At 70.9% G+C, this 24,057-nt stretch carries 21 protein-coding genes, 1 pseudogene and 1 riboswitch; of the genes and pseudogenes, 9 read left to right on the top strand and 13 right to left on the bottom strand.

Annotated elements, in window-relative coordinates:
* Positions 1–15: 15 nt before the first annotated feature.
* A complete protein-coding gene (locus FIV44_RS12420) occupies positions 16–1,908 on the top strand; it encodes a serine/threonine-protein kinase (protein WP_141004700.1) in 1,893 nt (630 codons plus the stop codon).
* 158 nt (positions 1,909–2,066) lie between these two features.
* Here the strand turns inward: FIV44_RS12420 and FIV44_RS12415 are convergent, their stop codons facing one another.
* The 8 genes from FIV44_RS12415 to FIV44_RS12380 form a co-directional block, all read right to left on the bottom strand.
* Positions 2,067–2,819 carry an ABC transporter permease gene (locus FIV44_RS12415; RefSeq protein WP_141004699.1) on the bottom strand — a complete coding sequence of 251 codons (753 nt, stop codon included), beginning with the start codon at positions 2,817–2,819 and terminating at the stop codon, positions 2,067–2,069.
* Positions 2,816–3,898: an ATP-binding cassette domain-containing protein gene (locus tag FIV44_RS12410; RefSeq protein ID WP_141004698.1), complete on the bottom strand. Its 1,083-nt coding sequence runs from the start codon at positions 3,896–3,898 to the stop codon at positions 2,816–2,818. Before FIV44_RS12410 ends, FIV44_RS12415 begins: the two co-directional genes overlap by 4 nt.
* Positions 3,899–4,064: 166 nt before the next feature.
* A complete protein-coding gene (locus FIV44_RS12405) occupies positions 4,065–4,826 on the bottom strand; it encodes an ABC transporter ATP-binding protein (RefSeq protein WP_141004697.1) in 762 nt (253 codons plus the stop codon).
* Positions 4,823–5,842, bottom strand: coding sequence for a FecCD family ABC transporter permease (locus tag FIV44_RS12400; protein WP_246086936.1), 1,020 nt, complete (start codon positions 5,840–5,842; stop codon positions 4,823–4,825). Before FIV44_RS12400 ends, FIV44_RS12405 begins: the two co-directional genes overlap by 4 nt.
* Positions 5,839–6,612, bottom strand: a complete 774-nt coding sequence (locus tag FIV44_RS12395; RefSeq protein ID WP_246086935.1) for a class I SAM-dependent methyltransferase — start codon at positions 6,610–6,612, stop codon at positions 5,839–5,841. Before FIV44_RS12395 ends, FIV44_RS12400 begins: the two co-directional genes overlap by 4 nt.
* A complete protein-coding gene (locus tag FIV44_RS12390; RefSeq protein ID WP_141004696.1) occupies positions 6,609–7,646 on the bottom strand; it encodes an ABC transporter substrate-binding protein in 1,038 nt (345 codons plus the stop codon). Before FIV44_RS12390 ends, FIV44_RS12395 begins: the two co-directional genes overlap by 4 nt.
* Before the next feature lie 67 nt (positions 7,647–7,713).
* Positions 7,714–7,899: riboswitch (cobalamin riboswitch) on the bottom strand.
* A gap of 37 nt (positions 7,900–7,936) precedes the next feature.
* Positions 7,937–8,566, bottom strand: coding sequence for a PadR family transcriptional regulator (locus FIV44_RS12385; protein ID WP_181411139.1), 630 nt, complete (start codon positions 8,564–8,566; stop codon positions 7,937–7,939).
* A gap of 26 nt (positions 8,567–8,592) precedes the next feature.
* A complete protein-coding gene (locus tag FIV44_RS12380; RefSeq protein ID WP_141004695.1) occupies positions 8,593–11,379 on the bottom strand; it encodes an ATP-binding protein in 2,787 nt (928 codons plus the stop codon).
* 108 nt (positions 11,380–11,487) lie between these two features.
* Here FIV44_RS12380 and FIV44_RS12375 point away from each other — a divergent pair, with 108 nt between their 5' ends.
* The 3 genes and pseudogenes from FIV44_RS12375 to FIV44_RS12365 all read left to right on the top strand — a co-directional run.
* Complete coding sequence (locus FIV44_RS12375) at positions 11,488–11,964, top strand: hypothetical protein (protein ID WP_141004694.1); 477 nt, start codon at positions 11,488–11,490, stop codon at positions 11,962–11,964.
* Between the two features lie 47 nt (positions 11,965–12,011).
* On the top strand, positions 12,012–13,496 hold the full coding sequence (locus FIV44_RS12370; RefSeq protein WP_246086934.1) for an MFS transporter: 1,485 nt from the start codon (positions 12,012–12,014) through the stop codon (positions 13,494–13,496).
* 949 nt (positions 13,497–14,445) lie between these two features.
* Positions 14,446–14,685, top strand: a pseudogene (locus FIV44_RS12365) (PaaI family thioesterase); the annotation flags it as partial.
* Between the two features lie 51 nt (positions 14,686–14,736).
* Here FIV44_RS12365 and FIV44_RS34045 read toward each other — a convergent pair.
* From FIV44_RS34045 to FIV44_RS12350, 3 genes are all read right to left on the bottom strand, one after another.
* Positions 14,737–15,216 carry a MarR family winged helix-turn-helix transcriptional regulator gene (locus FIV44_RS34045; protein WP_141004691.1) on the bottom strand — a complete coding sequence of 160 codons (480 nt, stop codon included), beginning with the start codon at positions 15,214–15,216 and terminating at the stop codon, positions 14,737–14,739.
* Entirely contained in the window at positions 15,213–15,962 is a 750-nt protein-coding gene (locus FIV44_RS12355; protein WP_219996424.1) for an enoyl-CoA hydratase-related protein, read from the bottom strand. The genes FIV44_RS34045 and FIV44_RS12355 overlap by 4 nt, the downstream gene beginning before the upstream one ends.
* Positions 15,963–16,035: 73 nt before the next feature.
* Entirely contained in the window at positions 16,036–16,881 is an 846-nt protein-coding gene (locus tag FIV44_RS12350) for an SDR family NAD(P)-dependent oxidoreductase (RefSeq protein WP_141004689.1), read from the bottom strand.
* Between the two features lie 45 nt (positions 16,882–16,926).
* Here FIV44_RS12350 and FIV44_RS12345 point away from each other — a divergent pair, with 45 nt between their 5' ends.
* The 5 genes from FIV44_RS12345 to FIV44_RS12325 all read left to right on the top strand — a co-directional run bounded on the left by FIV44_RS12345 (position 16,927) and on the right by FIV44_RS12325 (position 21,583).
* Positions 16,927–18,123 carry an acyl-CoA dehydrogenase family protein gene (locus FIV44_RS12345; protein ID WP_219996423.1) on the top strand — a complete coding sequence of 399 codons (1,197 nt, stop codon included), beginning with the start codon at positions 16,927–16,929 and terminating at the stop codon, positions 18,121–18,123.
* A 9-nt stretch (positions 18,124–18,132) separates the two neighbouring features.
* A complete protein-coding gene (locus tag FIV44_RS12340; protein ID WP_141004688.1) occupies positions 18,133–19,074 on the top strand; it encodes a hydroxymethylglutaryl-CoA lyase in 942 nt (313 codons plus the stop codon).
* Between the two features lie 11 nt (positions 19,075–19,085).
* On the top strand, positions 19,086–19,868 hold the full coding sequence (locus tag FIV44_RS12335) for an enoyl-CoA hydratase/isomerase family protein (RefSeq protein ID WP_181411136.1): 783 nt from the start codon (positions 19,086–19,088) through the stop codon (positions 19,866–19,868).
* A 111-nt stretch (positions 19,869–19,979) separates the two neighbouring features.
* The gene (locus FIV44_RS12330; RefSeq protein ID WP_141004686.1) at positions 19,980–20,711 is read left to right on the top strand and encodes a hypothetical protein; all 732 of its coding nucleotides are present in this window, start codon (positions 19,980–19,982) and stop codon (positions 20,709–20,711) included.
* Positions 20,712–20,809: 98 nt separating this feature from the next.
* Entirely contained in the window at positions 20,810–21,583 is a 774-nt protein-coding gene (locus FIV44_RS12325) for an MBL fold metallo-hydrolase (RefSeq protein ID WP_246087023.1), read from the top strand.
* 103 nt (positions 21,584–21,686) lie between these two features.
* Here the strand turns inward: FIV44_RS12325 and FIV44_RS12320 are convergent, their stop codons facing one another.
* The gene (locus FIV44_RS12320; RefSeq protein ID WP_141004684.1) at positions 21,687–22,337 is read right to left on the bottom strand and encodes a TetR/AcrR family transcriptional regulator; all 651 of its coding nucleotides are present in this window, start codon (positions 22,335–22,337) and stop codon (positions 21,687–21,689) included.
* 21 nt (positions 22,338–22,358) lie between these two features.
* Positions 22,359–23,861 carry an aldehyde dehydrogenase family protein gene (locus FIV44_RS12315; RefSeq protein ID WP_219996422.1) on the bottom strand — a complete coding sequence of 501 codons (1,503 nt, stop codon included), beginning with the start codon at positions 23,859–23,861 and terminating at the stop codon, positions 22,359–22,361.
* Positions 23,862–24,057: the final 196 nt, after the last annotated feature.

Here is a 24,057-nt window from a genome sequence, read left to right as displayed (position 1 = left end):
GGTAGAACAGACCGTGTGTCCTTCCCCTCCGGTCCCGGCTCCGGCCCCGGCTTCCCGGGCCCCGGCGAGCCCGCTGCCGCCGGTGCGCGCATCGGGCGGTTCCGGATCCTGGAGCAGCTCGGCCAGGGCGGGATGGGCGTCGTCTACCGCGCGATGGAGGAGAACCTCGGCCGCGAGGTGGCGCTGAAGGTCATCGCGCCGCTGTTCGCCCACGACCCCGAGTTCCGGGAGCGGTTCACCCGCGAGGCGCGGGCCCAGGCGTCGCTGGAGTCCGCCCACGTGGTCGCGGTCTACGCGCACGGCGAGGAGGACGGCTACCTCTACATCGCCAGCCAGCTGGTCCCCGGCGGCGACCTCGGGCAGCTGATCCGCAGCGAGGGCGTGCCCAGCCTCGCCGAGGCGCTGGAGATCATCGAGCAGGTCAGCAGCGGCCTCGCCGACGCCCACGACGCCGGCCTGGTGCACCGCGACATCAAGCCCGGCAACGTGCTGGTACGCCGCCGACCGGGTGCCGTGCGCGCCTATCTCACCGACTTCGGCATCGCGCGCCGGATGAACGCCGACGCGACCCGGTTCAGCTCGTCGACGGCCGGCACGCCGTCGTACATGGCGCCGGAGCTGCACGGCGGGGCGCGGGCGAGCGCCGTGAGCGACCTCTACGCCCTCGGCTGCCTGCTGTGGGTGGCGCTCACCGGGCGGCCGCCGTACCGCGGCGAGTCGGAGTACCAGCTGGTCGCGGCCCACGTCCGGGAGCCGGTCCCGCAGCTGGCCGGGTCGAGCCCGATGGTGAACGCGACCAACCGGATCCTGCGCACGGCGATGGCCAAGGAGCCCGCGGAGCGCTACCAGCGGGCGGCGGAGATGAGCGCCGACCTGCAGGCCGCGCTGCGGCTGCCCGTCACCCCCGGCGCGGCCGTGCCGGAGCAGCGCGGCGCCACGGCGCTGCGCCCCGTGGACCGGCCCACCCCGAGCCCGCCTCCGGCGACCCCGCCTCCGGCGACCCCGGCGCCCGCGGCTCCGGCCCATGCTGCTCCGGTGACGGCGTACACGCCCGTGCCGCACACCCCGACACCGACACCGGGTCCCGGGCCGGGTCACCGTGCGGGCGGCGCCGGGGGGCGTCGTACCGGACCGGGGGTGCGGACCTGGCTCCTCATCGCCCTCCTCGCGGTGCTCCTGGCGGCCGGGATCGGCGTCGCGGCCGCCCTGCTGACCCGGGACGGCGATCCGGAGGGCGCGGCCTTCCTCGACCTGCCGGCCAAGGAGATCGTGCGCGCCTCGGAGAAGGACATGGCCGTCGTCGAGACCGCCCGGATCCGCGGGCAGTTCGCCGACGGCGACGACACCGTCGAGGTCGACGTCGTCTCCACGACCCGCGGCGACTGCAAGGGCACGCTGACCTCGACGAAGTCGGGCGGCTCCGCCGACATCCTGCGCGTCGGCGGCAAGACCTGGCTGCGCGCCGACGCGAAGTTCTGGGACGCCACCGTCGGGCCGGGTACGTCGGCCCTGGTGCTGCCGGTGATCGGCGACCGCTGGGTGCTCGACGACTCGATGACCGACAGCACCGAGGCGGTCTGCGACCTCGACGAGCTGCTGGAGCGCGACGGCCGCGAGAACGCCGAGGCGAAGGTGCTCGACACCACCGAGGTCGGCGGCGACCGGGCGGTGCGGGTCGAGCAGAGCGAGGGCTCCCAGCGCGAGGTGCTGACCATCCGGGTCGCCGAGCCCCACTACGTGCTGCGGATCGACGAGTCCGACGTCGACCACTTCGAGTTCTCCGAGATCGACGAGGAGGCGACGATCGAGGCACCCGACCCCAGCCGGGTCTTCGACCTGCAGGGCTTCCTCGACGGCGTCAACGGGCTCACCGGCGGCGGCTCCGGGGGCGGCTCCGGCGCGAGCTGAGCGGTGGCCGGTGCCGGGCCGCACGGTGCTGTAACACGTGGTCCACCCTTCTACCCGCCCGTTCTCGTCGCGACACGCCGCCGACACGCCGAGCGCGGCGGGGAGAACGGGCGGGTAGTCAGGCGAACAACGTGTTACAGCGGCCCGGGAGACCAGGCTCAGGCGTTCTCCTTCTTGAACACGGCGGTGCCCCACCACACGGCGAGGGCGAAGAGCGCGACCGTCCAGCCGACGCCCCAGACCATCGAGCCGTCGAAGTCGCCGAAGAACGCGGCGCGGACGGCGTCGACGACGTGGCGGATCGGCATGAAGTCGCTGAGCCGCTCGAGCCAGCCGGCGCCGAAGCTCATCGGGAGCAGGATGCCGCTGAGCAGCAGCACCGGCATCATCACCACGTTGATGACCGGCGCCATCACGTCCTCGCTCTTGGTGGTCAGGGCGAGGGCGTTGGACGCCGCCGCGCAGGCGCCGCCGAGCATCAGGGTGAGGACGACGCCGACGACGATGCCGCCGAAGGAGGTCTCCATGCCCATGATCAGGCCGAGGACGACCAGGATCACCGCCTGGACGAACAGCTGGAGCAGGTCGCGGTAGAGCCGGCCGAAGAGCAGTGCCGAGCGGTGCGCCGGGGTCACCCGCTCCGCCTCGACGACGCCCTCGCGCCACTCGCCGATGAGCGAGAAGCCCGCGAAGAAGGCGCCGAAGATGCCGAGCTGGACGAGCATGCCGGGCACGAACCAGGTGTAGGCGTTGCCGCCCAGCTGGGCGATGAGCGGCTTGAGCAGCGGCCCGAACAGCAGCAGGTAGAGGACCGGCTGCAGCATGCCGATGATCACCCAGGCGGGGTTGCGCAGGTTCATCCGCAGCTGGCGGTTGAAGACGATCCAGGACTCGCGGAAGAAGGTGTTCACGCGTTCGCTCCTTCGGTGGGTACGCCGGCGCCGGCGTCCGGGCCGTCCGGGCCGTCCGGGCCGTCCGGGCCGTTCGGGCCGTCGGCCGACGGGGTCGCCGCGTCGGCCGCCTCCGCGGCGGCCTCGGCGTCGCGCAGGGAGCGGCCGGTGAGGGTGAGGAAGACGTCGTCGAGGGTCGGGCGGACCACCTCGATCGACTCCAGCCCGACGCCGGAGGTCTCCAGGTCGCGCAGCAGGCCGGGGACGGCCTTGCCGGCCCGGGCCACCCGGCCGCGGACGTGGTGGCCCTCGACCTCGACCTCGGCGCTGATCGAGGCGAGCTTGTCGCGGGCGACGGCGACCTGCTCGTCGGTGCTGACCTCGAGGTCGACCAGGTCGCCGGCGACGGCGGCCTTGAGGTTGTCGGCGGTGTCGCTCGCGACGATCCGGCCCCTGTCGATGATCACGATCCGGTCGGCGAGCGCGTCGGCCTCGTCGAGGTAGTGGGTGGTGAGGAAGACGGTCGCGCCCTGCTTGGCCCGCAGGTCGGAGATGTGGTGCCACAGGTTGATCCGCGCCTGCGGGTCCAGGCCGGTGGTCGGCTCGTCGAGGAACACCAGGCCGGGGGAGTGGATCAGCGCCATCGCTATGTCGAGGCGCCGCTTCTGGCCGCCCGACATGTTCTTCGGCATCCGCCGCCACAGCCCCTCGAGCTGGAGCTTGTCGAAGAGCTCGTGGCCCTTGGCGACGGCGGCCTTCTTCGACATCCCGTAGAGCATCCCGTGGTCGACGACCTCGTCGCCGGCGTAGGCACCGGAGAAGGTCGAGCCGACCTGGGAGCAGTACCCGATGCTGCGGCGTACGTCGACCGCCTGCGTCGCGACGTCGTACCCGGCGACGGTGGCGGTGCCGGCCGTCGGCTTGAGGAGCGTCGTCAGGATCCGCAGGGTGGTCGTCTTCCCCGCGCCGTTGGGGCCGAGGAAGCCGACGACCTCGCCCTCGGCCACGTCGAGGTCGACGCCCTGCACGGCGTGGACCTCCTTCTTCTGCTTGCCCTGTCCGCTGTGGAAGGTCTGCACGAGTCCTCGTGCCTCGATCATGGAGATCCCCTCGGTAGTCAAGGTTGAATAGAGCGAGTATTCAAGATTGAACACGACGCCGTCAAACGCGTGCGCCGCCGCTCGCCACCCAGCACAGACCATGCCACCGACATCGATTCATCGGCGAGGGAGTTTCCGCCCTCGCGGGCCGCGGGAACGGCTCCGGTCAGAGCCGGCCGAGGATCCGGACCCACGGGCCGTGCTCGTCGGCGACGACCTGGGCCCGGACGTCGTAGACGTCCGCGATGAGCGCGGGAGTGAGCGCCTCGGTCGGCGGGCCGGCCGCCACCACCCGGCCCTCGCACAGCACGACGAGCCGGTCGCAGAACTGCGCGGCGAGGTTGAGGTCGTGCAGGGCGATGACGGAGGTGATCGGCAGGCGCCGCACCAGGGTCAGCAGCTCCAGCTGGTGGGCGATGTCGAGGTGGTTGGTGGGCTCGTCGAGGAGCAGCTCGTGCGGCTCCTGGGCCAGGGCCCGGGCCAGCTGGGTGCGCTGCCGCTCGCCGCCCGACAGCGTCTCCCACGCGCGGTCCAGCAGGTGCCCGACCCCGACCGCGTCGGCCGCCTCCGCGACCGCGGCCTCGTCGGCCGCGTCGTGCGGGCGCCACGGTCCCTGGTGGGGGATCCGGCCCAGCGCCACCACGTCGGCGACGGTGAGGGCCACGGTGGTGTCGGCGTGCTGGTCGACGACCGCCACCCGGCGGGCGAGGGCCCGGCGCCGCCAGTGCGCGACCGGCACGTCGTCGAGGGTGACCACGCCCGACGACGTACGCCGGGTGCCGGCGAGGAGGCGCAGCAGGGACGACTTCCCCGAGCCGTTGGGCCCGAGCAGGCCGACGGTGGCGCCCTCGGGCACCTCCAGCGACACGTCGTCGACGATCAGCCGGCCGCCACGCCGCCACCCGACGCTGTGCGCGCGCAGGCTCATGCCCGCCTCCCGCGGCGGCCCAGGATGAGCGCGAACGCCGGTACGCCGACCAGCGCGGTCACAACGCCGACCGGCAGCTCCTGCGGCTCGACGAGGACCCGGGCGACCGTGTCGGCCCACACCAGGAAGACGGCGCCGGCGAGTGCGGTGACCGGCACCAGGGCGCGGTGCCGCGGACCCACCACGGCGCGCGCGGCGTGCGGCAGCACCAGCCCGACGAACCCGATCGCGCCGGCGGCCGCGACCGCGACGGCGGTGATCGCGGCCGTGGTGACCAGGAGGACCGCCCGGGTCCGGCCGACCGGGACGCCCAGCGTGCCGGCGGCGTCGGTCCCGAACGCGAACGCGTCGAGCGAGCGGGCCAGCACGACGCAGACCAGGGTCCCCGCCGCCACGACGACGCTGACCAGGAGGGCGTCCGACCACCGGGCCCCACCCAGCGAGCCGAGCAGCCACACCAGCACCCCGCGGGTCTGCTCGGGATCGGCGGAGGTCAGCACGATGAAGGACGTCAGCGCCGCGAAGAGCTGGGTGCCGGCCACCCCGGCCAGGATCAGCTTGTCGGGCCCGGACCCGGCCGCCCAGGCGAGGAGGACGACGAGCGCGAAGGACACCAGCGCGCCGACGAACGCGCCGCCGGTCAGGCCGAGGGTGCCGGCGCCGATGCCGAGCACCGCCACCATCACCGCGCCGGTCGACGCACCCGAGGAGATGCCGAGCACGAACGGGTCGGCGAGCGGGTTGCGCAGCAGCGACTGCAGCACCGCGCCGCACACGGCCAGCCCCGCGCCGCAGGCGGCGGCGAGGATGCTGCGCGGCAGGCGCAGCTCCCACACGATCGCCGCGCGCAGGCTCGACAGGTCCGCCGGCGGACCGCCCAGGTGCTCGCGGACGACGGCGACCACGTCGCCCACCGAGAGGTCGGCCGGCCCGATCGTGATCGCGGTCGCCACCGAGAGCAGCACCAGCGCGGTGCCGACGACGACGGCCGTCGCCAGCCGCAGGCGGGAGGTCAAGCGACCCCGTAGACGACGAAGTCGTCGAAGAGCTGCCAGACCGTGCCGTGCTCGGCGAATCCGGCCTGGGCCAGCGCGCCGAGTCGGAAGCCCACGCCGGTCGCCTCGGGGGCCGGCCGGTCGGCGAAGCGCCGGTCGCGCTCGGCCGCCAGCTCGGCGTACCCGGGCCGGGCGGCCAGCTCCGACCACCACGTGTCCCACGGCTCGGCGCCCTGCGCGAACGCCGCGTCCTGGGTACGCCGGTCGTGCTCGGCCGCCCAGGCCCGCAGCCGCGGCTGCCGGTGGTCGTAGCGGAAGTGGTCGCCGTCGAGGAACACCCCCGCGTCGGCGAGCAGGCTCCGCGCGGCGCGGTAGGCGTCGACCAGCTGGGCCGGCGTCAGCCAGTGCAGCGCGGTCGTGGAGACCACGCCGGCCACGGGCAGGTCGCCGAGCTGCTCGCCGATCCGCTCGCGGATCCGATCGACCCAGCCGGGCGCGGTCAGGTCCTCGTCGAGGAAGACCGCGCGGCCGTCGTACCGCTCGCCGGCCTCGCGCGCCAGGGCGAGCAGCGCCGGGTCGTGGTCGACGCCGACGACCCGGGCCCGCGGGAACCGCTCCAACACGCGGAACGACAGCGAGCCCGGGCCGCAGGCCAGGTCGACCACGAGCGCCGGCGCGCCACCGGACTGCAGGTCGAGCACGTCGAGCATGGCCGTGAAGCGGCCCTCGCGGTCAGCGATGTACGCCGCCTGCTGGCGGTCCCAGCGCTCGAGCAGGCCGGGCTCGCTCACGACGCCAGCCCCAGCTCGCGCAGCCCGGCGGCGAGCTCCTCGATGCCGTCGACGTTGCGGATCGAGGGGTCCATGGTGGTGCCGTCGAGGACGATGTAGCGCTTCTCCCTGACCGCCGTGAGCTGGCTGGCGACCGGGTCGGACTCGAGGAAGGCGATCTTGTCCTGCGCGCTGTCCCCGTCGCCGCCGCGGCCCAGGTCGGCGAGCACGAGCACCGTCGGGTCGCGGTCGAGGAGGCTCTCCCAGCCGATCTCCGGCCAGTACTGGTCGGAGTCCTCGAACGCGTTGGCGGCGCCGACGGCACGGGTCATCAGGCCGGGCGCGCCGCAGCAGCCGGCGATGTACGGCGTCTTCGTGGCGGCGTACCACCAGGCGAGGGTGACGTCCTCGGCGCCGGAGGCGGGCTTGGCGGCGGCGGTGCGCTGCTGCAGGTCCGCGATCAGCTCCGCGCCCCTCTCGGGGACGCCGAACAGGCGCGCGACCTCCTCGATCTCGTCGTACTGGTCCTGCAGCTCTAGCGCATCCTGCTGGTGCGCGTCCTGGCCGGTGCACTCGCTCGGAGACTGGTACGTCGGCACGCCGAGCTCGGTGAACCGGTCGCGGTCGGCGATGCCCTCGTCGGTGAAGGTGTAGTCGAAGGTCGTGTAGACGAGGTCGGGCTCGCGGTCGAGCACGGTCTCGAACGAGGGGAACTCGGTGCTGAAGGGCTCGACCTTCGCGCGCTCGGCCTCCAGCTGGGGGAGCACGCTGTCGTCGCTGATGGCGTACCCGGCCATCCGGTCGCCGAGGCCGAGGGCGAGGAGCAGCTCCAGGGCGGGCTGGTTGACCGCGATCGCCCGCTCCACGGGCTTCTCCACGGTCACGTCGACCTCGCAGTTGGCGACCTCGACGGGGTACGCCGCGCCCTCCGCCGGGGAGCCGGTGGACGGGCGGTCGCTGCCGGCGGTGTCGTCGGAGCCGCAGGCGGTCAGCGCCCCGAGCAGCAGGACGCCGCTCAGGAGGGCAGCAGGGCGGAACAGGGTGGGATGGGGCATGGGGGACTCGCCGTCGTCATCCGCAGGCCCGGGTCGCGGGGCCTGTCCATCGGGTTCACGCGGGCCGGTCGGTCCACGGAAGCCAGCAGGTCTTCGGGCTCGGGATCGATCGGGCGGGGCGCCTTCCCAGACCGGGGTCCAGTGGCTGGCTGATGCCTGCTCCGCCCGTCACCCACACCGCTGCGCGTCAGCTCCGGAGTCACACCGGATTCCCTGGCCACCGGGTGGCTTGACTGGCACGCGGAGCGTAGCAGCGCCCGGTCGGCCCGGTCGCCCCGCCCTCAGCGGTCTCAGCGGTCCAGCAGGGCGCGGTAGCGCTCGCGGTCCGCGTTCATCTGCCAGCCGGGGTCGTCGGCGGGCGGGGTCCACGTGGTGGTGTCGAGCCGGAGGCCGCCGGCCCGCATCAGCTCGATCGTCTCGCGCAGCCAGGCCAGCTCGGCCACGGCCAGGTCCAGCCACATCACCACGCCGCGCAGCGCGTGCGGCGGTGCCTCGGCCGGAGCGGCCGGCGTGGCGAGGCGGGCCACCAGCTCCTCGAGGGCGACCCGGCGTCGTACCAGTGAGCGCAGGGCCTGGTCGGGCGGGACCAGCGGCAGCAGGCCGAAGGCGGCGCTGAAGCCCTTCCGGTCGGCGACGCCGACCTCCTCCAGCCCCGCCGTGACCAGCCGCTCCAGCTCGGCGCGGCCCGCGTCGGTCACCTCGTAGACGGCCACCTCGCGGCCTCCGTCCTCGAGGTCGTGGCGCACCAGGAAGCCCTGCCGGGTCAGCGTGGCCAGCCCGTTGTAGATCGAGCCGGGGTTGAGGTTGGCCCAGTCGTCGACGCTCCACGACATCAGCTCGCGGCGGATCTGGTAGCCGTTGATCGGCTCGAACAGCGCCACGGCACCCAGCAGCAGCATCCGGGTGTCGTGGGCGGCCATGTCCCGGATTCTAGGAGTCGCGGGGATCAGCCATCGAGCAGCGCTGCGAGCCCGCCGCGGCCGACGCCGAGCTTGCGGTAGGCGCGTGAGAGGTGCACCTCGACGGTCTTGGTGGTCACGAACAGCCGCTGGGCGATGTCGCGATTGCGCAATCCGGCCGCCGCGAGCTCGCACACCCGCCGCTCGGCAGCGGTCAGCGCTGCGACGCCGGTGACCTCGATACGGGCGACCCGCCCGCCGGCGAGCGCCAGCTCCGCGCTGGCCCGCTCGGTGACGGCGTGCGCGCTGAGCCGGTGGGCGAGCTCGCGGCCTCGGCGCAGCTCCTCGCGGGCCTCGGTGCGCTGTCCGGTGCGACGCAGCGCCGATCCCAGCGCGACCCGGGACCGGGCTTCCTGGAGCCGGGCCTCCGAGGCCGCCAGCACCGCGACGGACCGCCGCAGATCGGCGATCCCGTCGGCGGCGGTCATCTCGCCGACGATCCTCAGCGCCTGGCCGAGCACGCTCGGCGCGGCCTTCTGCTCCGCGGCGGCGAGCGCGAACCTGGCCAGCTCGACCGCCTCGTCGGCGCGGCCCAGTGCCCAGAGGCTCTCCGCCGCCGCCGAACGCCAGTCGCACCACGTCGGCGAGTCCATGTCGAGCGCGGCCAGCCGCTCTGCGCAGGCGTCCAACGAGGCGAGCGCGGCCGCGTGCTGCCCGCTCGCGGCCCGGACCAGGCCGCGGGCACGCAGCAGGTGGATCCCGGTGGCGTTGCCCGGATCCTTCGCGATCTCGTCGGGGACGCTGTCGACCGCTGCGGTGGCCTCGTCCAGCAGCCCCTGTGCGAGCAGGGCCTCGGCCCGGCCCGCCAGGGCGAGTAGGCGGACGGCCTCACCCCCGGGCACCAGGTCGGCCTGGGCCAGGGCGGCAGCGAAGTCGGTCGCACTGTCGTCGACCTTGCCCGCCCACAGATGCGACCAGCCCCGAGTGACCGCCGCGGCGGCGTACAGCGGGACGGAGCCTTCGCGTGCGGCGTGCTCGAGACCTCGGGCGCACAGGCGCGCGGTCTCGTCGTACGCGCCGGAGCAGGCGAGGTGGGTCCGTGCGATCGTCCAGTCGAAAGGGCTGGCCACCTGCTCCGGCGTCAGCCCCTCGCCGATCGCGCGCCGCGCGAGCTCGCCGGCCTCGGCGATGGGGGCCGTGGAGGCATTGGAGACGGACGCCTGCTGGATCAGCAGCAGCCGCTCGCCGGGGGTGTCGCCGGCGAGGTCGCCGCGAGCGGTGAGCCGGGCTCGGGCCGGCACGACCTCGCCCGGCACGGTGAGCGCGGCCGCGATCAGCATCGCCTCGGTTACCAGGTGGAGGTCGCCGTGCTCGGGGCCGAGGTCGTCGAGGACGGCCCGCAGCAGCGGCACGGTGCGCTCGTAGAAGCCGCCGACGTGGTACGCCGCCGCCAGTGCCAGCGCGCACTCGGCCCGCAGCACCGGGTCCACGACGTCCCGGCCGGCACGCTCCAGGGTGATGACTGCGGCGGGGTCGGCGGCGTGCAGCTCGGCGGTGCCCAACTCCACCAGGACCGGAGGCAGGTCGGCCGCGGCCGGCGGCTCGGCGACCGCGCGGCGAAGCAGGTCGACGGCCACGTGGGGAGCGCCCTCGGCGAGCGCCTCCTGGGCGGCCGCGCGCAGCAGCCCGACCGCCCAGGGGTCGCCGGTGCCCTCGACCTCGAGCAGATGTCCGGCGGCTCGGTGCGGGTCCTCGGCGCCGAGGATCAGCGCTGCCCGCCGGTGCAGTTGGTCGCGAGCCGCCGGTGCGGTCGTGGTGCTGACGGCGCTGCGGAGCAGGGCGTGCCGGAAGGTGAGCGGGCCCTCAGGGGCCAGTAGGCCGGCGTCGCGCAGCCGGTCCGCGGCGTCCGCGGCGTCCGCGATGTCGAGAACGGCCAGGGCGGCCGCGGTCCGGAGCGGAGCGGTCTCCAGGGCGGCCAGCGCGCGGGCCAGCGCCTGCTCGGCGGGTGGCAGCGCGCTCAGCCGCTGGATCACGGCGTCCACCACCGATCCGGGGACCAGGCTGCGCACGGCGTGGGCGGTGGTCGTACTGGGGCGCGAGGCGAGAAGGTCGCCCAGCGCCACCACGAGGAACGGGTTCCCGCCGGTCACGTCCACGCACGCCGCGATCACCTCGTCGTCGGCCTCCGCGTCCCATCGGTCGGCCAGGCAGGCGCGGATGCCGTTCGGGGAGAGGGGACCCAGATCCAACCGTACGGCGCGTGGGTCGGCCAGCACGGCCGCGAGCGCCGGCCGCCGCCGGTCCGGCAGCACGTCCCGGGCGGCCACCACCTGGAGCACCGGCAGGTCGTCCAGCCGGGCCAGCAGGTGCTGCAGGAACAGCAGTGACGCGTCGTCGGCCCAATGCGCGTCGTCCACCGCCACCACGAGCGGCCCGTCGGCGGCCAGCCCGTCGAGCAGCCAGTACAGGCTGTTCAGGATCGCCGACTGGTCGACCGGTGCGGCGTTCGGCCGGTGCAGCACCAGGTCGACGGCCGGACGCGCGGCCCCATGGGCGATTGCCTCCAGCGCGGCGGCGGGCAGTCCGGCCAGGGCTCGTCCGAAGAGCTGTCGCACGACGCCGTACGGCGCGTGCGCCTCGAGCTCGCCCGCTGTGGCCCGCAGCACCCGGGCCGGCCCCGCGTCCTCGAGGACGGCGCTCAGCAGCGCGGTCTTGCCCGCACCCGCCGGACCGATCAGGCAGAGGGCGCCGCCGGTGCCCGCACGGAGGCCGGCGACCCGCGACCGGGCGGCGGCCAGGCTCGTCTCCCGCTCGACGAGTCGGTGCTCCTTCACGGGTAGAGGCTAGGGGGTGAGCGCTGGTGTTGGGGTCGTTCCCTGATGCCGAGCGGCTATCGGCGGTGGGTGAATGGCCCGGTGATCCGTGCCCGACGCCTTGTGGCTGTGTCCTTCGCCGCCGTTCTGCTCACCGCCACCGGCTGCTCGTCCGAGGACTCCGGCGGCTCCGCGGCCGTCGGCGGATCGGGGCAGCCCGACCCGGACGCGCCCCTCGCCTTCGACGTGGTCGAGGGCGTGACCTCCGATCTCGCCAGCGGTGAGTGCGCGCAGCCCTACTGGAGCGAGAACTCCACCGGTGCCGATGGTCAGGTCGACTTCCGCCAGTTGGACTGCTGGGCTGAGGGCGACGACCCGGAGTCGGTGCTGGGTGGCCTCCCCGAGCTGATTCAGACCGTCGTGTGGGTCGAGTTCGACTCCGCGGACGAGGCGAGGACGTACGCCGACGGCGAGCTCAGCGACCGGACGGTGCTCGTCGCCGGGCCGACGGTCCTGGTGGCCAGCCCCTACCCGTGGGCGGAGCAGGCGCCGGAGATCGTCGCCGAGGCCCAGGCCGCCTGCGGCTGCGGAGCGCTGCGCCCCTGAGCGACCCCGGGGGAATGCCGGGTGCGGGCCGCCGGTTGCAGCGATACGTGACCGTCTCCACAGCCAGCCCGATCACCCGCGCGAGCGTCGGGCTGCGCAGCGAGCGGGGGCCGATCCTCGGCGCGGTGATGCTCAGCACGGCGCTCGTCGCCATCGACACCACGATCCTGGCGACCGCGGTGCCGGCGATCGTGACCGACCTGGGCGGCTTCACGCAGTTCCCGTGGCTGTTCTCGACGTACCTGCTCGCGCAGGCCGTCACCACCCCGGTCTACGGCAAGCTCGCCGACGTGTTCGGGCGCAAGCCGCTGATGCTGCTCGGCATCGGGCTGTTCGTGCTCGGGTCGCTGCTGTGCGCGGTCGCGTGGAGCATGCCCGCGCTGATCGTCTTCCGCGGTCTGCAGGGCCTGGGCGCGGGGGCGATCCAGCCGAGCGGGATGACCATCATGGGCGACATCTACTCCGTCGCCGAGCGCGCGGTCGCGCAGAGCTATGTCGCCGGCGTGTGGGCCGTCTCGGCCGTCGTCGGTCCCACCCTGGGCGGGCTGTTCGCCGAGCACGCGTCGTGGCGGTGGATCTTCTGGATCAACCTGCCGCTCGGCCTGCTGGCCGCGGTCGTGCTGTGGCGCCGGTTCGACGAGGCGGCCACCCCGTCCGCCCGGGCGGGCCGTGCGGAGCGCCGGCCGGTCGACGTACCGGGGGCGCTGCTGCTCGCCGCCGCGGCGGGCCTGCTCCTGCTCGGGCTCCTCGAGGGTGGGATCCGATGGGCCTGGTGGTCGCCGGTCGGCGTCGGGATCTTCGTCGTCGCGGCCGCGCTCGCGATGGCCTTCGTGCTCGTCGAGCGCCGGGTGGCCGACCCGGTGCTGCCGCTGTGGGTGTTCCGGTCCCGGGTGCTCGGGTCCTCGATGGCCGGCGCGCTCGTCGTCGGCATGGTCATGCTGGGCGTGACGTCGTACGTCCCCGTCTACGCGCAGCAGGTGCTCGGCGCCGGCGCCGTCACCGCCGGGCTCGCCGTCGCCGCGCTCGCGATCGGCTGGCCGATCGCCGCCAGCACCGCCGGCCGCTTCTACACCCGGGGAAGCTTCCGCGCCTGCCTGCTCGCCGGCTCCGCGCTCGGCCTGCTCGGCGCCGGCGTCGTGGCCACCGCCGGACCGGACAGCCCGGTGTGGCTGCTCGCCGTCGGCTGCCTCGTGCTCGGCCTCGGGCTCGGGTACGTCGCCAGCCCGGGCATCGTCGCCGCCCAGTCGGCGGTCACCTGGCGCGACCGCGGCGTCGCCACCGGCAGCAACATGTTCGCCCGCTCGGTCGGCAGCGCGGTCGGGGTCGCGATCTTCGGCGCGGTCGCCAACGGCGTCGTGGCCTCGCGTCTCGGCGGTGGCCGCGCGGCGGGCGACGTCGACCTGGAGGCGCTGCCCGTCGACGTGCTGGACCCGGCGCTGCACACCGTCTTCCTCGCCGTGACCGCCGCGGCCGTCGGCCTCGTGGCGGCCGGGCTGCTCATGCCGCGGCGGATCACGCCGGTCGACGACTGATCGACCCGGACAGAACCGGGGTCCAGACCGGGCACAGTGCGGCCATCGTGGGCGGCGACCTTTCAGGTGGGCCCGGCAGGCCGTGCACTGCGTATGAGGACGCCTCCTGCCACGATCGCGGCCGAGACGGCGAGCCATGCGGGGCCGGCGCCTGCTCCCGCGAGTATCGCGCTCATCGGCAGCGGCCCTACGCCGGAGCCCAGCATGACCCCGGACTGAAACGGCCGAGGTAGCGGCGCCTGCGGAGGCGGCATCGGCGCGGACCACCAGAAAGTAGACGAGGCCGGACCAGCCCCACCCGAAGGCGAACGCCAGGACCGTGCCCACGGCCATCACCGACGCAGTGCCGGTCGCCAGCAACGCGGTGCCGCCACCTCCGAGCACCATGAGGATCGCGACCGGATCGTGGGGGTCACGCCCCGACCGGTCGATCCACCAGCCGGTGGCCAGGCGCATGGCGATCCCGCAGCAGTTCGCCACGACCACCACGGCCACGGAGACGTTCTCGGTGAGCCCTCCCGAGATCAGGGAGATCACGGCGAAGCCGGTGAGTGCGCCAGACAGCAACGACGCGAGGAAGACGGCACCACCGACCCGGAGGAAGGACGGTGTCGTGGCCAGGCCGCGGCGAGTCGGGACTGTCGCCCCAATGAGGTCGAGTCGTATCGATCGCTCGCGGTCGCGGCCAGGACCTTCCTGGACGCCTTCTCCGGAGCAGACCCGGACGAGGCGCAGCGGTGGTGGTTGCGAGAGGAGCTGGAACGACTTGACGGCTGTGCTTCTCGATGCGCGAAGGGCGCCCGGAGTGCACAGGTTCGGCCACACGGCAGAGCTGCCCTCCCACGGCAACGTGATGTTGCCCGAGGCCACCTCGGAGGTGTAGGCGACCGGCGCCCTCCGGGGGACAGCCCAGTTCTCGGAGTGCTTCCTCGGCGGCAACGGCGCGGCACACGGCGGAATCGTGGCCTCGCTGCTGGACGAGGTCTGTGGCGAAGTGGTCGAGCGGCGGACATCTGGGAGGTCGCGCACGGCATACCTGCACGTCAACTTCCGCGCAATCGCGCCGCTGAACAGGCCGCTCCAGATCGAGGCACGCATCAGGAGATCCGTCGGCCGGAAGACGTACGTCGACGCCACGATTCGTGACGGCGAGACGGGTTTGCGCCCGATGCTGAGGGCCTCTACGTGATGCTCCGCGCGGACCAGCCGTGAGCCAGAGAGGTCGGGGAAGCCGGAGAGGTCAGGGACGTGGTTCGCTCTGCGGATGTTCCCAAGCGTCGGCGAGTCGCCGGAGAGCCGACCCGTGCCGGCGGACCTCCTCGGCAGTGATGCCTGCACCGTGGGCCTGCTGTGCCAGGGCATTGCCCAGCTGTCGCCGGTAGGTCATCAGAGCCTGGCGGCCGCGTTGAGTGATCCGGACCCTGCGCACTCGCGCGTCATCGGGGTCGGTCGCGCGTTCCACCAGCTGTCGGTCTGCCAGGGATGCGACTGCTTCCGACATCGTCGGTTGCGCGACACCGTCGCCGATCGCCAGCTCGTTGATGGTCGCCGTGCCAACCTCGTCGAGGATTGACAAGACCCTGGCTCCTGGGAGCTCCGGGACGGCCAGCCGGGCCCGGCGCAGGACTCGGGCCGCGTGGACCACGAGGTCGGCCAAGCCTTCGGGATCGAGGCTTTCGCCGCACGCCGAGGAGATCGCGCGGGCTCTCTGGCCACTCATCGTCTTCTGAACTTCCGGTAGTCTGGCTCGCGCTTCTCCAGGAAGGCGTTGATGCCCTCCAGATTCTCGTCGTCGCCGAACGTCGATGCGAGAAGCTCCGCTCCCATGGCGTAGGTGGGATGGTCCAGGTCCGATCCGTGGTTGACCAGCATCTTCAGCAGCCGCAGGGACCGCGGGCTGAGATCGAGGATTCGCTGGGCCATGGCATCGGTCTCGGCCGCGAGCTCGGAGAGGGGCACCACCTTGTTGACCAGCCCCATGGCGAGAGCCTCGTCGGCGGTGTACTGCTCACAGAGGAAGAGGATCTCTCTCGCGCGCTTCTCGCCGACGGTTCGTGGCAGCATCTGTACGGCGCCCCAGAACGGCAGTCCCCCAACGCGCGGTCCCACCTGACCGAATCGTGCCGTGTCTGCGGCGATCGTGAGGTCGCACATGAGGTGCAGCTCGTGGCCCGAGCCGATCGCGTAGCCGTTCACCGAGGCGAGGACGGGCTTGCCGCACGTACGGATCGACTCGCCGAGCTTGAGAAGCGTACGCATGTGGGAGCGACCCTCCTCGGGGCGTCGAGTGCGCTGCCCACGTACGTCGCCGCCCGAGCAGAAGGACCGGTCGCCCGCGCCGGTGATGATGACGACGCCGATCTCGTGGTCGTCCGCACACGCATCCATGGCGGCGAGCAGCTCCACGTACGTCTGGCGCCGAAGGGCGTTGAGCACCTCGGGGCGATTGATGGTGATCCGCCCCACGCCGTCGTCCGTCGTGAACAGGATGTCGTCGAGCCCGGGAATCGGGGTGTTCATCTTCTGCTCCTTTGTGTGATCAGCAAGGTCGGAAGGTTCCGCCGTTGACGCTCAGGATCTGGCCAGTGAGATAGCTCGCGTCCGAGCGCAGGAAGTGGGCCACCGCCGACGCGATGTCGTCAGGGGAGGCCAGGCGGCCGACGGGATTCGCGCGCTGACGCTTCTCGATCTCCTCGGGTGTGTACGCCTCTGTTAGCATCGGCGCGTCGGTGCTCCCGGCGCTCACGACGTTCACGGTGAGCCCGGCTCGGGCCGTCTCGAGGGCGAAGGACCGGGCGAACCCGTTGACGCCGGCCTTCGCCGCGGCATACACCGCCAGGTCCCGCACTCCGATGCGTGCGGCGTCGGAACTCACGAACACCAGCCGCGCGTTCTCGCCGTACTCGAGGAGGGAGGCCGCGAACGCCTCGGTGACGTTCATGACGCCCAACAGGTTCACGTCGAGTATCCGCTGCCACAGGGACGACGGTGAGCCGAGGAACGCGCCGCGCTGGGCCCAGCCGGCCGCCGCCACGACCGCGCGCACCGGTCCGAGCTCGGTGTTCACGTGGACCGCAGCCTCGGCGACGGCGTGGGGATCGGTGACGTCGCACACCACTCCGTGGGAGTTGTCGCCGAGTTCGAGCAGCGCGTCGTCGATGTCTGCGCCGCGCAGGTCTAGGAGGACGGCGCGCTCGCCGTCGGCGATGACCCGGCGTGCGATCGCACGCCCGATGCCGCCGGCGCCACCGGTGATCGCCACCGCCGTTGGGGTGAGGGGAACTGAGCCTGGGATGGACACCTGCTCAACATACTCGTTGACAGTCGATTGTCCAATGTCCGCAGGTTGCTCCAATCCAGCGAGATGTCTGGCGGCGATTGACATCAACGGACTTGTTGATAACGTTCGCAGTGCCGTGTACTTCGAGAGATGGGTCCGATCACCGTCATGCTCAACATCCAGACGACCACGGGTCACAACGACCTGCGCCGAGCGGTGCGCCAGCTCTGTTCCCGGTTCGACGAGACGTACTGGGAGAAGCACGACGCCGACCACGAGTTCGCCTGGGACTTCTTTGAGGCCTTCGCGAAGGCGGGCTATCTGGGACTGACCATTCCCGAGCAGTACGGCGGCGGCGGTGGCTCGATCGGCGATGCGTGTGCCGTGCTGGAGGAGGTCGCGGCCGCGGGCGGTGGTCTGAACGCCTGCAGCACCGTGCACACCTCGATGATCAGCCTCCATGCCATCGTCGCCCACGCCGACGAGGAGTTCCGCCGCAAGTACCTCCCCCGGATCGCCGCGGGCGAGATGCGGGTCTCCTTCGGGGTCACGGAGCCCAATGCCGGCACCGACAGCACGAGGATCACCACCTTCGCCCGACGGGAGGGCGACAAGTACGTCGTCAACGGTCAGAAGGTGTGGATCTCGGGAGCGCAGGAGGCCGAGAAGGTCCTGCTGCTGGTGAGGACGGCGCCGCGGGAGCAGTCCGCCCGCAAGACAGACGGGGTGAGCCTGATCCTCGTCGATCTGTCGGCTCCCGGCGTACGCATCCAGCCGATTCGGAAGATCGGGCGCAACGCCGTGGACTCCAACGAGATCTACTTCGACGACGTCGTTGTCGAGGCCTCCGATCTGGTGGGGAGCGAGGGAGAGGGCTTCCGCTATCTGCTCGACGGGCTGAATGGCGAGCGGATGATGATCGCCGCCGAGTCCGTGGGGTTCGGGCGCTGGTCGCTGGAGACGGCGGTCGACTACGCGAGGCAGCGAGTCGTCTTCGATCGCCCTATCGGGATGAACCAGTCGGTCCAGCACCCGTTGGCTGCCGCCTTCATGCAGTTGCGTGCGGCGGCCGCAATGGTGCGTGAGGCGGTGGACCTGTTCGACCGAGACGCGTCAGTCGCGGAGCAGGGTACTGCGGCCAACACCGCCAAATGGCTCGCCTCGGAGGCGGCGTACTTCGCGGCCGACAGCGCGATGCAGACGCATGGGGGCTACTCGTTCGCCCGCGAATACCACGTTGGCCGGTACTGGATGGAGGCCCGGCTCCAGCGGATTGCGCCGGTCAACAACCAGATGATCCTCAACTACGTCAGTGAGCGGGTGCTCGGACTCCCGCGCAGCTACTGATCCCCAGACATGAGAAGCGAGCTTGCGATGCGGCAACCCCCTGCCATCCACATCCGGGAGGTAACGCCTCGCGACGGTCTTCAGGCCGAGCCGCGGATCGTGGCCACGAGTGACAAGGTCGCGCTCACGGAGATGCTGGTCGATGCTGGCTTCACCCATGTGAACGTGACGTCGTTCGTCAGCCCGACCGCCGTACCCCAGATGGCTGACGGTGCAGAGGTGTTGCAGCGCGTACGGCGCCGGCCGGGTGTGGTGCTCGACGTTTCGGTTCCCAACGCGAAGGGCGCGGCCCGAGCGGTGGAGGCTGGCGTCGACGCGGTGTCGGTGTTCGTCTCGGCCAGTGACGAGGCGAGCCGCAAGAACGTCCGTCGCGGTAGGGAGGAGGCCCTCGCGGGTGTCCTCGAGGCCGTGTCCGTCGCTGTCGACGGCGGTCTTCCGGTGATCGGCACGATCGCCAACGCCTTCGGGAGTCCCTATGGCGACACCGTGTCGCTCGACGTGGTGCTGCAGATCGCCGGCCGGCTGGTCGACCAGGGGGTCTCGAGCGTGACGTTGGGTGACACCAGTGGGGAGGCCGTGCCTCCTCAGATCCTGAAGTGGGTGTCCGCGCTGACTGCGGAGTACCCCGAGCTTCCGGTCGCGCTGCACCTCCACGACAGTCGCGGAAGTGCTCTTGCGAACACGGTGGCGGCCATGGATGCCGGTGTGACGCGATTCGACTCCGCGATGGGCGGCCTGGGCGGGTCGCCGTACACGAAGGATGCCTCGGGGAACCTGTGCACCGAGGACCTGATCAGTCTGTGCGAACGAAGCGGAATCGCCACGGGCGTGCGTCTCCAGGACGCAGTGCGCATATCCAGGTTCTGTGCCGAGCTGGTCGGACGTGAGCTGCCTGGTCGGACGGCGCGTCTGGGTGCCGAGCCGCAGCCATCGGCGGGTGTCAGCTCGTGACGGTCGTGGTCGTGGTCGAGGTCGAGGCCGGCGTTGCGACAGTGACGCTCAACCGGCCGGAAGCACGCAACGCACTCGACAGCCGGTTGCTCGGTGAGCTCTCGGCGGCCCTGTGGGCAGTGGAGGCGGATCCGGACGTCGGGATGGTGGTACTGACCGGGGCCGGCCCGTCCTTCTGTGCGGGTGCCGACCTCAAGGAGATGTCCGCGCAGCACGACCAGGACGACTTCTTCGTCACGCGCGCTCGAACCGATCAGTCGATGAACGTGCATCTGGCGCTGGTCCAGATGACGACCCCTGTCATCGCGGCCGTGAACGGCCATGCGCTCGCTGGCGGCTGCGGGCTGGCGCTGTCGTGCGACCTGGTCTTCGCCGCCGAGTCGGCGACGTTCGGCTATCCCGAGGTGCTGCGCGGTCAGGTTGCGGCGCTGGTGATGGCGAACCTCGTTCGGGTGGTCGGCCGCAAGCCGGCCATGGAGTTGCTGTTGAGTGGTCGAAGGATCGACGCGGCCGAGGCCACCCGGCTCTCGATGGTGAATCGTGTGGTGCCCGATGATCGCCTCCTGGCCGAGACGCTCTCCTACGCCCGGGAGCTTGCCGGCCGCAGCAGGTCGTCCGTACAGATGACCAAGGAGCTCTTCTATCGCGTGAGCGAGGGTACCTACGACCAGGCGATCCGGATCGCACGGGACGCCAATCTGCTGATGAAGTCGACCCGGGACTCCCACGATGGAGCCCGCACATTCGCCGAGAGAAGTCGGATCGATCGACATGGCGCTCCGGGACAGAACTGACAAGGAACGAGAAAGGATCCGATGGTGACGACAACGTCATCCACGTCCGTCGACGCATACGCCGAGCCCTTCGAGGTCGTTCCTCGGACGCTCTTCGCGGTTGGAGGTCTGGTGGAGATGGACGGCCGAGCCAGCTGGAGCCCGGTCGACAAGGGCTGGCAGCCTGCCAATACCTATGTCTTTGTCGATGGCGATACGCTCCTGATCGACCCCGGCCTTCCGGCGGTCGAACAGGGCGTCATGGCCGGTTTGCAGCAGTTGATCTCGAAGGACCAGGCGCTCAAGATATTCCTGAGTCGCGCGCAGTTCGACTCCGTGGGGAATCTGGGCCGCATCATCGCGAAATACGATGTGCAGGAGATCTTCACGGGCGGGATGCGCAATCGCTTCGACCAGTTCGAAGAAGCCATGTCGGTCGAGAGCGACCGGGTTCGGCCGATCGTGGTGGAGCGGACCCCGGAGGAGTCTCGGCTGGAGATCTACAAGCCGTCGCTGCGGATCCTTTCGACCTACTGGGGATACGATGCCAGGTCGAAGGTGGTCTTCACCTCGGATGCGTTCTCGCACGGCATCCTCGACGACAACAGGCGTGACTCGATCGCGATCGACTCGGGTGCGGACGACCGCATCACCGTCGACGACGTCCGCGCGCACCTCCATGCCTCGTTCTGGTGGTTGCCACTCGCGGACAAACGCGCACTGACCGAGGACCTGCGCAACTTCTTCAGCAGTCACGAGGTGGAGGTCATCGCCCCGGCACGTGGTCAGGTGCTCAGAGGAGCTGATGTGGTGAAGCGACACGTCGACCTGGTGGTCGAGGTTCTGGAAGAGAGGGGTCAGTGAGGATGACAACGCAAAGCGAAGAGAGTCCCGAGTCGACGGCCACGAGTGAGCCTCGCGAGATCGCGCCGGGCGTGTGGTGGATCACGGAGTGTCTGGTGATGCCCCTGTCGGGGGTCACGACGCACCTGCATGTGGCTCCCTTCCTGATCGTCGGGTCCGAAGGCGTCCTTCTCTACGACACCGGCACGCCGATCCAATGGTCTCAGGTGGAGGGTCGCCTGGACGCCATGCTGGGCGATCGCCCGGTCGACTTCATCGTGCCGTCCCACCCCGAGATCGCGCACTGCGGGAATGTGGTCCGCCTGCTCGAGAAGTATCCAGCGGCGAAGCTCGCCGGCGACGTGCGCGACTATCCGCTGTACTTCCCGAGCTATGCGGACCGGTTGGTAGAATTCGCCATCGGAGACGAGATCGATCTCGGTTCCCATCGGTTCGTCTTCCTCGACGCGATCGTCAAGGATCTGCCCAGCACGGTGTGGGGCTACGAGCGGTCGACGGGCGTTCTGTTCGTTGCCGACGGGTTCGCTTACTCCCATCAGCCGCCCCTCGAAGGCGACGACCGGCCGACTCATCTCGAAGGTGAATGCAACCTCTTCGCGAGCGAGCTCGGCACGCCACCGGCAGACGACCAGATCCTGTGGATCACGAAAGCCGCGCTGTACTGGACCCATTTCGTGAAGTTCGACCTGCTTCTCGATCGGTTCCAGACTCTCCTCGAGACGTATCCGCCGAAACTGGTGGCTCCGGCTCATGGCGCCGTCATCGATGACATCGACAACGTGCTGTGGATGATCTGGAACTCGTTGGGGAAGGCCTACGACCCGCTCGCCGGCGTCGCGCGTGCGGGCGTCGATGTCCACAAGGCCGGTTGAGACCGCAGCGCGCACCACGAGAGGAAGCCTGCACGGACGCGAACTCCCGATCCTCGGGCCCGCGCATCCTGCCCCAGCCTCGACGAGCACGTCGGCGCGAGGATCAGCGGGCCAGCCCGGACAGAAGGATGTCCGAGAGCCCTTCGCCGATCTCGAAGGCATCCATGAGTCCCTCGGGCCGGTACCACCGACTCGAGGAGTTGATCATCCCGATGACGCAGTTGGCCACGACACCGGCGGGCAGCGCTGTCTTGATGCTTCCGTCGTTGATTCCGTCGAGGATGATCTGGCGTACGGCCTTGAAGTAGCGCGCGTTCCATTCACGCGCGGCGGTCAGCCAGTCGCCCTCGTTGTTGTCGTCGGCCGTCAGCTTGGTCATGTCCTCCTGCACGAAGACGTACATGAAGGGGTAGTGACGGTCGAAGGAGTCCATCAGATCCTTCACCAGCCGAGAGAGCTTCTCGGGTGCAGGCAGATCCGAGGCGACGAGTGTCTCCGCCTTGTCGATGTTGCCTGTCACGGCCTCGGCGACCACGTCGCGGAACAGCTGCTCCTTCGAGCCGACGTAGTAGTAGAGGGAAGCCCGGTCCACGCCTGCCTCTTCCGCGACGTCGTTGAGCTTGGTGCCGTGGAAGCCCTTCTCGTGGAAGACCTTGCTGGCGGCCTGCCGGATCAGCCGAACCCTCTCGGCATACGCGGGGTTGGACTCCGCGGACGCTGCCGCAGCGGCCCGTCGCCTGGCGATCTGGCTCACGTGAGCACCGTCCTGTTCATCTCACCCACCGTCCGTGCTGATCCAGACGGCCTTGGTGTTGAGGTAGTCATCGAACTGCTCCTTTCCACCCTCGCGGCCGTAACCGCTCTCCTTGAACCCACCAAAGGGTACGGCGGGGTCCATTCGCTGATAGCAGTTGACCCACACCGTTCCCGACCGCAGGCGGTCGGCGAGCCTGTGTGCGTGTCCGATGTCGCGGGTCCACACCCCGGCGCCGAGGCCGTAGGGCAGCTGGTTGGCTCGATGTGCGACCTCGTCGATGTCGGTGAAGCGAAGGGCGGAGATCACCGGCCCGAAGATCTCCTCCCGGGCGATCCGCATGTCGTCCTTCACGTCCGCGAAGACGGTCGGCCGCACGAAGAAGCCTCCGCTGCGGGAGTTCTGCTCGTCATCGATGCCGCCGGTCACGGTCCGCGCTCCCTCCGTCGACGCGTTCTCGAGGTATCCGCGGATGCGGTTGAGCTGGCTGGCAGAGATGACGGGGCCGATCTGTGCATCGACGTCGAATCCGTCGGCGACGACCACATCGTCGGCGAACGCTGCCAGTCGCTCGACGAACTCATCGTAGACGGACTCCTCCACGAAGAGTCGCGTGCCGGCACTGCAGATCTGCCCACTGTTGGCGAAGACCGCCATCGCGGCTCCGGGGACGGCCTTGTCGAGATCGGCGTCCCTCAGCACGATGTCCGGGGACTTGCCACCCAGTTCGAGTGTCACGCGTTTCAGGTTCGCCGCCGAGGCCTGGACGATGGCACGCCCCACGGTCGTGGAGCCGGTGAACGATACCTTGTCCACTCCCGAGTGGGCGGCCAGCGCGGCGCCTGCGGTCTCCCCGTCTCCCGTCACGACGTTCACCACGCCGTCGGGCACACCGGCCTGCCGACACATCTCGGCGAAGTACAGAGGTGCGAGCGGTGCCTCCTCCGCGGGCTTGATAACGATCGTGCAGCCCGTGGCAAGAGCCGGGCCGGCCTTCCAGACGCACATCACCATCGGTGCGTTCCACGGGACGATGGCGCCCACGACGCCGACCGGCTCCCGTGCGGTGTAGGTGAGGAAGTCCTGGTCCGTCGCTGAGTTCCGGATCGTCTCCCCGTGCAGCAGCACCGAGTTGGCGGCGTACCACCTCAGCAGCCGGACGCAACGATCGGATGTCATCCGGGTGCGCGAGAGCGGAGCGCCCATGTCCATGGTCTCGAGCCGGGCGATCTCCTCCACGTTCTCCTCGAACAGGTCGGCCAGGCGCAGGAGCAGCCGCTGCCGATCATAGGGGCGCCACGTTTGCCACGGCCCGTCGAAGGCTGCCCGGGCGGCGGACACCGCAGCATCCACGTCGGACGCATCCCCTGCGGGGACGTCGCAGAGCACGGCGCCGGTCGCTGGGTTGAGGACCGGCAGTGTCTGCTCGGAGTGGGGATCCAGCCACGAACCTCCGATGAACATCTTCCTGGGCAGGGACGCCACGACATCCGTGGTCGTCCTGTCTGCGGTGGCGCTGCTCATCGTTCCTCCGTAGGTCGAGTGGCCGGCGATTGAGTCTGACATCAGTCCAGCGCTGCGTCAACGACGGCGTTGAAGAGCGGTTCTCCACCACCGGCTCTCGATGGGCATGGCGTTCGCGCTTAGGAATCAACACAGCAGTTGACGGCCGATGTGGTGTTGGTTACGTTGGGGTTCGCAACCAGGCCGGTCCCACCGA

The sequence above is a fragment of the Nocardioides humi genome, from assembly GCF_006494775.1.
Classification (GTDB): domain Bacteria; phylum Actinomycetota; class Actinomycetes; order Propionibacteriales; family Nocardioidaceae; genus Nocardioides; species Nocardioides humi.
The sequence above is the reverse complement of the archived record's forward strand: the minus strand, read 5'-3'. Positions and strand labels throughout refer to the sequence as shown.

What these genes read in the sequence shown, in the direction of transcription:
- FIV44_RS12345 (WP_219996423.1), top strand. Translation starts at nt 16,927, where the DNA reads ATGGGTCCGATCACCGTCATGCTCAACATCCAGACGACCACGGGTCAC.
- FIV44_RS12385 (WP_181411139.1), bottom strand. Translation starts at nt 8,566, where the DNA reads ATGGCCGCCCACGACACCCGGATGCTGCTGCTGGGTGCCGTGGCGCTG.
- FIV44_RS34045 (WP_141004691.1), bottom strand. Translation starts at nt 15,216, where the DNA reads ATGAGTGGCCAGAGAGCCCGCGCGATCTCCTCGGCGTGCGGCGAAAGC.
- FIV44_RS12325 (WP_246087023.1), top strand. Translation starts at nt 20,810, where the DNA reads ATGCCCCTGTCGGGGGTCACGACGCACCTGCATGTGGCTCCCTTCCTG.
- FIV44_RS12390 (WP_141004696.1), bottom strand. Translation starts at nt 7,646, where the DNA reads ATGCCCCATCCCACCCTGTTCCGCCCTGCTGCCCTCCTGAGCGGCGTC.
- FIV44_RS12350 (WP_141004689.1), bottom strand. Translation starts at nt 16,881, where the DNA reads ATGTCAATCGCCGCCAGACATCTCGCTGGATTGGAGCAACCTGCGGAC.
- FIV44_RS12410 (WP_141004698.1), bottom strand. Translation starts at nt 3,898, where the DNA reads ATGATCGAGGCACGAGGACTCGTGCAGACCTTCCACAGCGGACAGGGC.
- FIV44_RS12405 (WP_141004697.1), bottom strand. Translation starts at nt 4,826, where the DNA reads ATGAGCCTGCGCGCGCACAGCGTCGGGTGGCGGCGTGGCGGCCGGCTG.
- FIV44_RS12315 (WP_219996422.1), bottom strand. Translation starts at nt 23,861, where the DNA reads ATGAGCAGCGCCACCGCAGACAGGACGACCACGGATGTCGTGGCGTCC.
- FIV44_RS12340 (WP_141004688.1), top strand. Translation starts at nt 18,133, where the DNA reads ATGAGAAGCGAGCTTGCGATGCGGCAACCCCCTGCCATCCACATCCGG.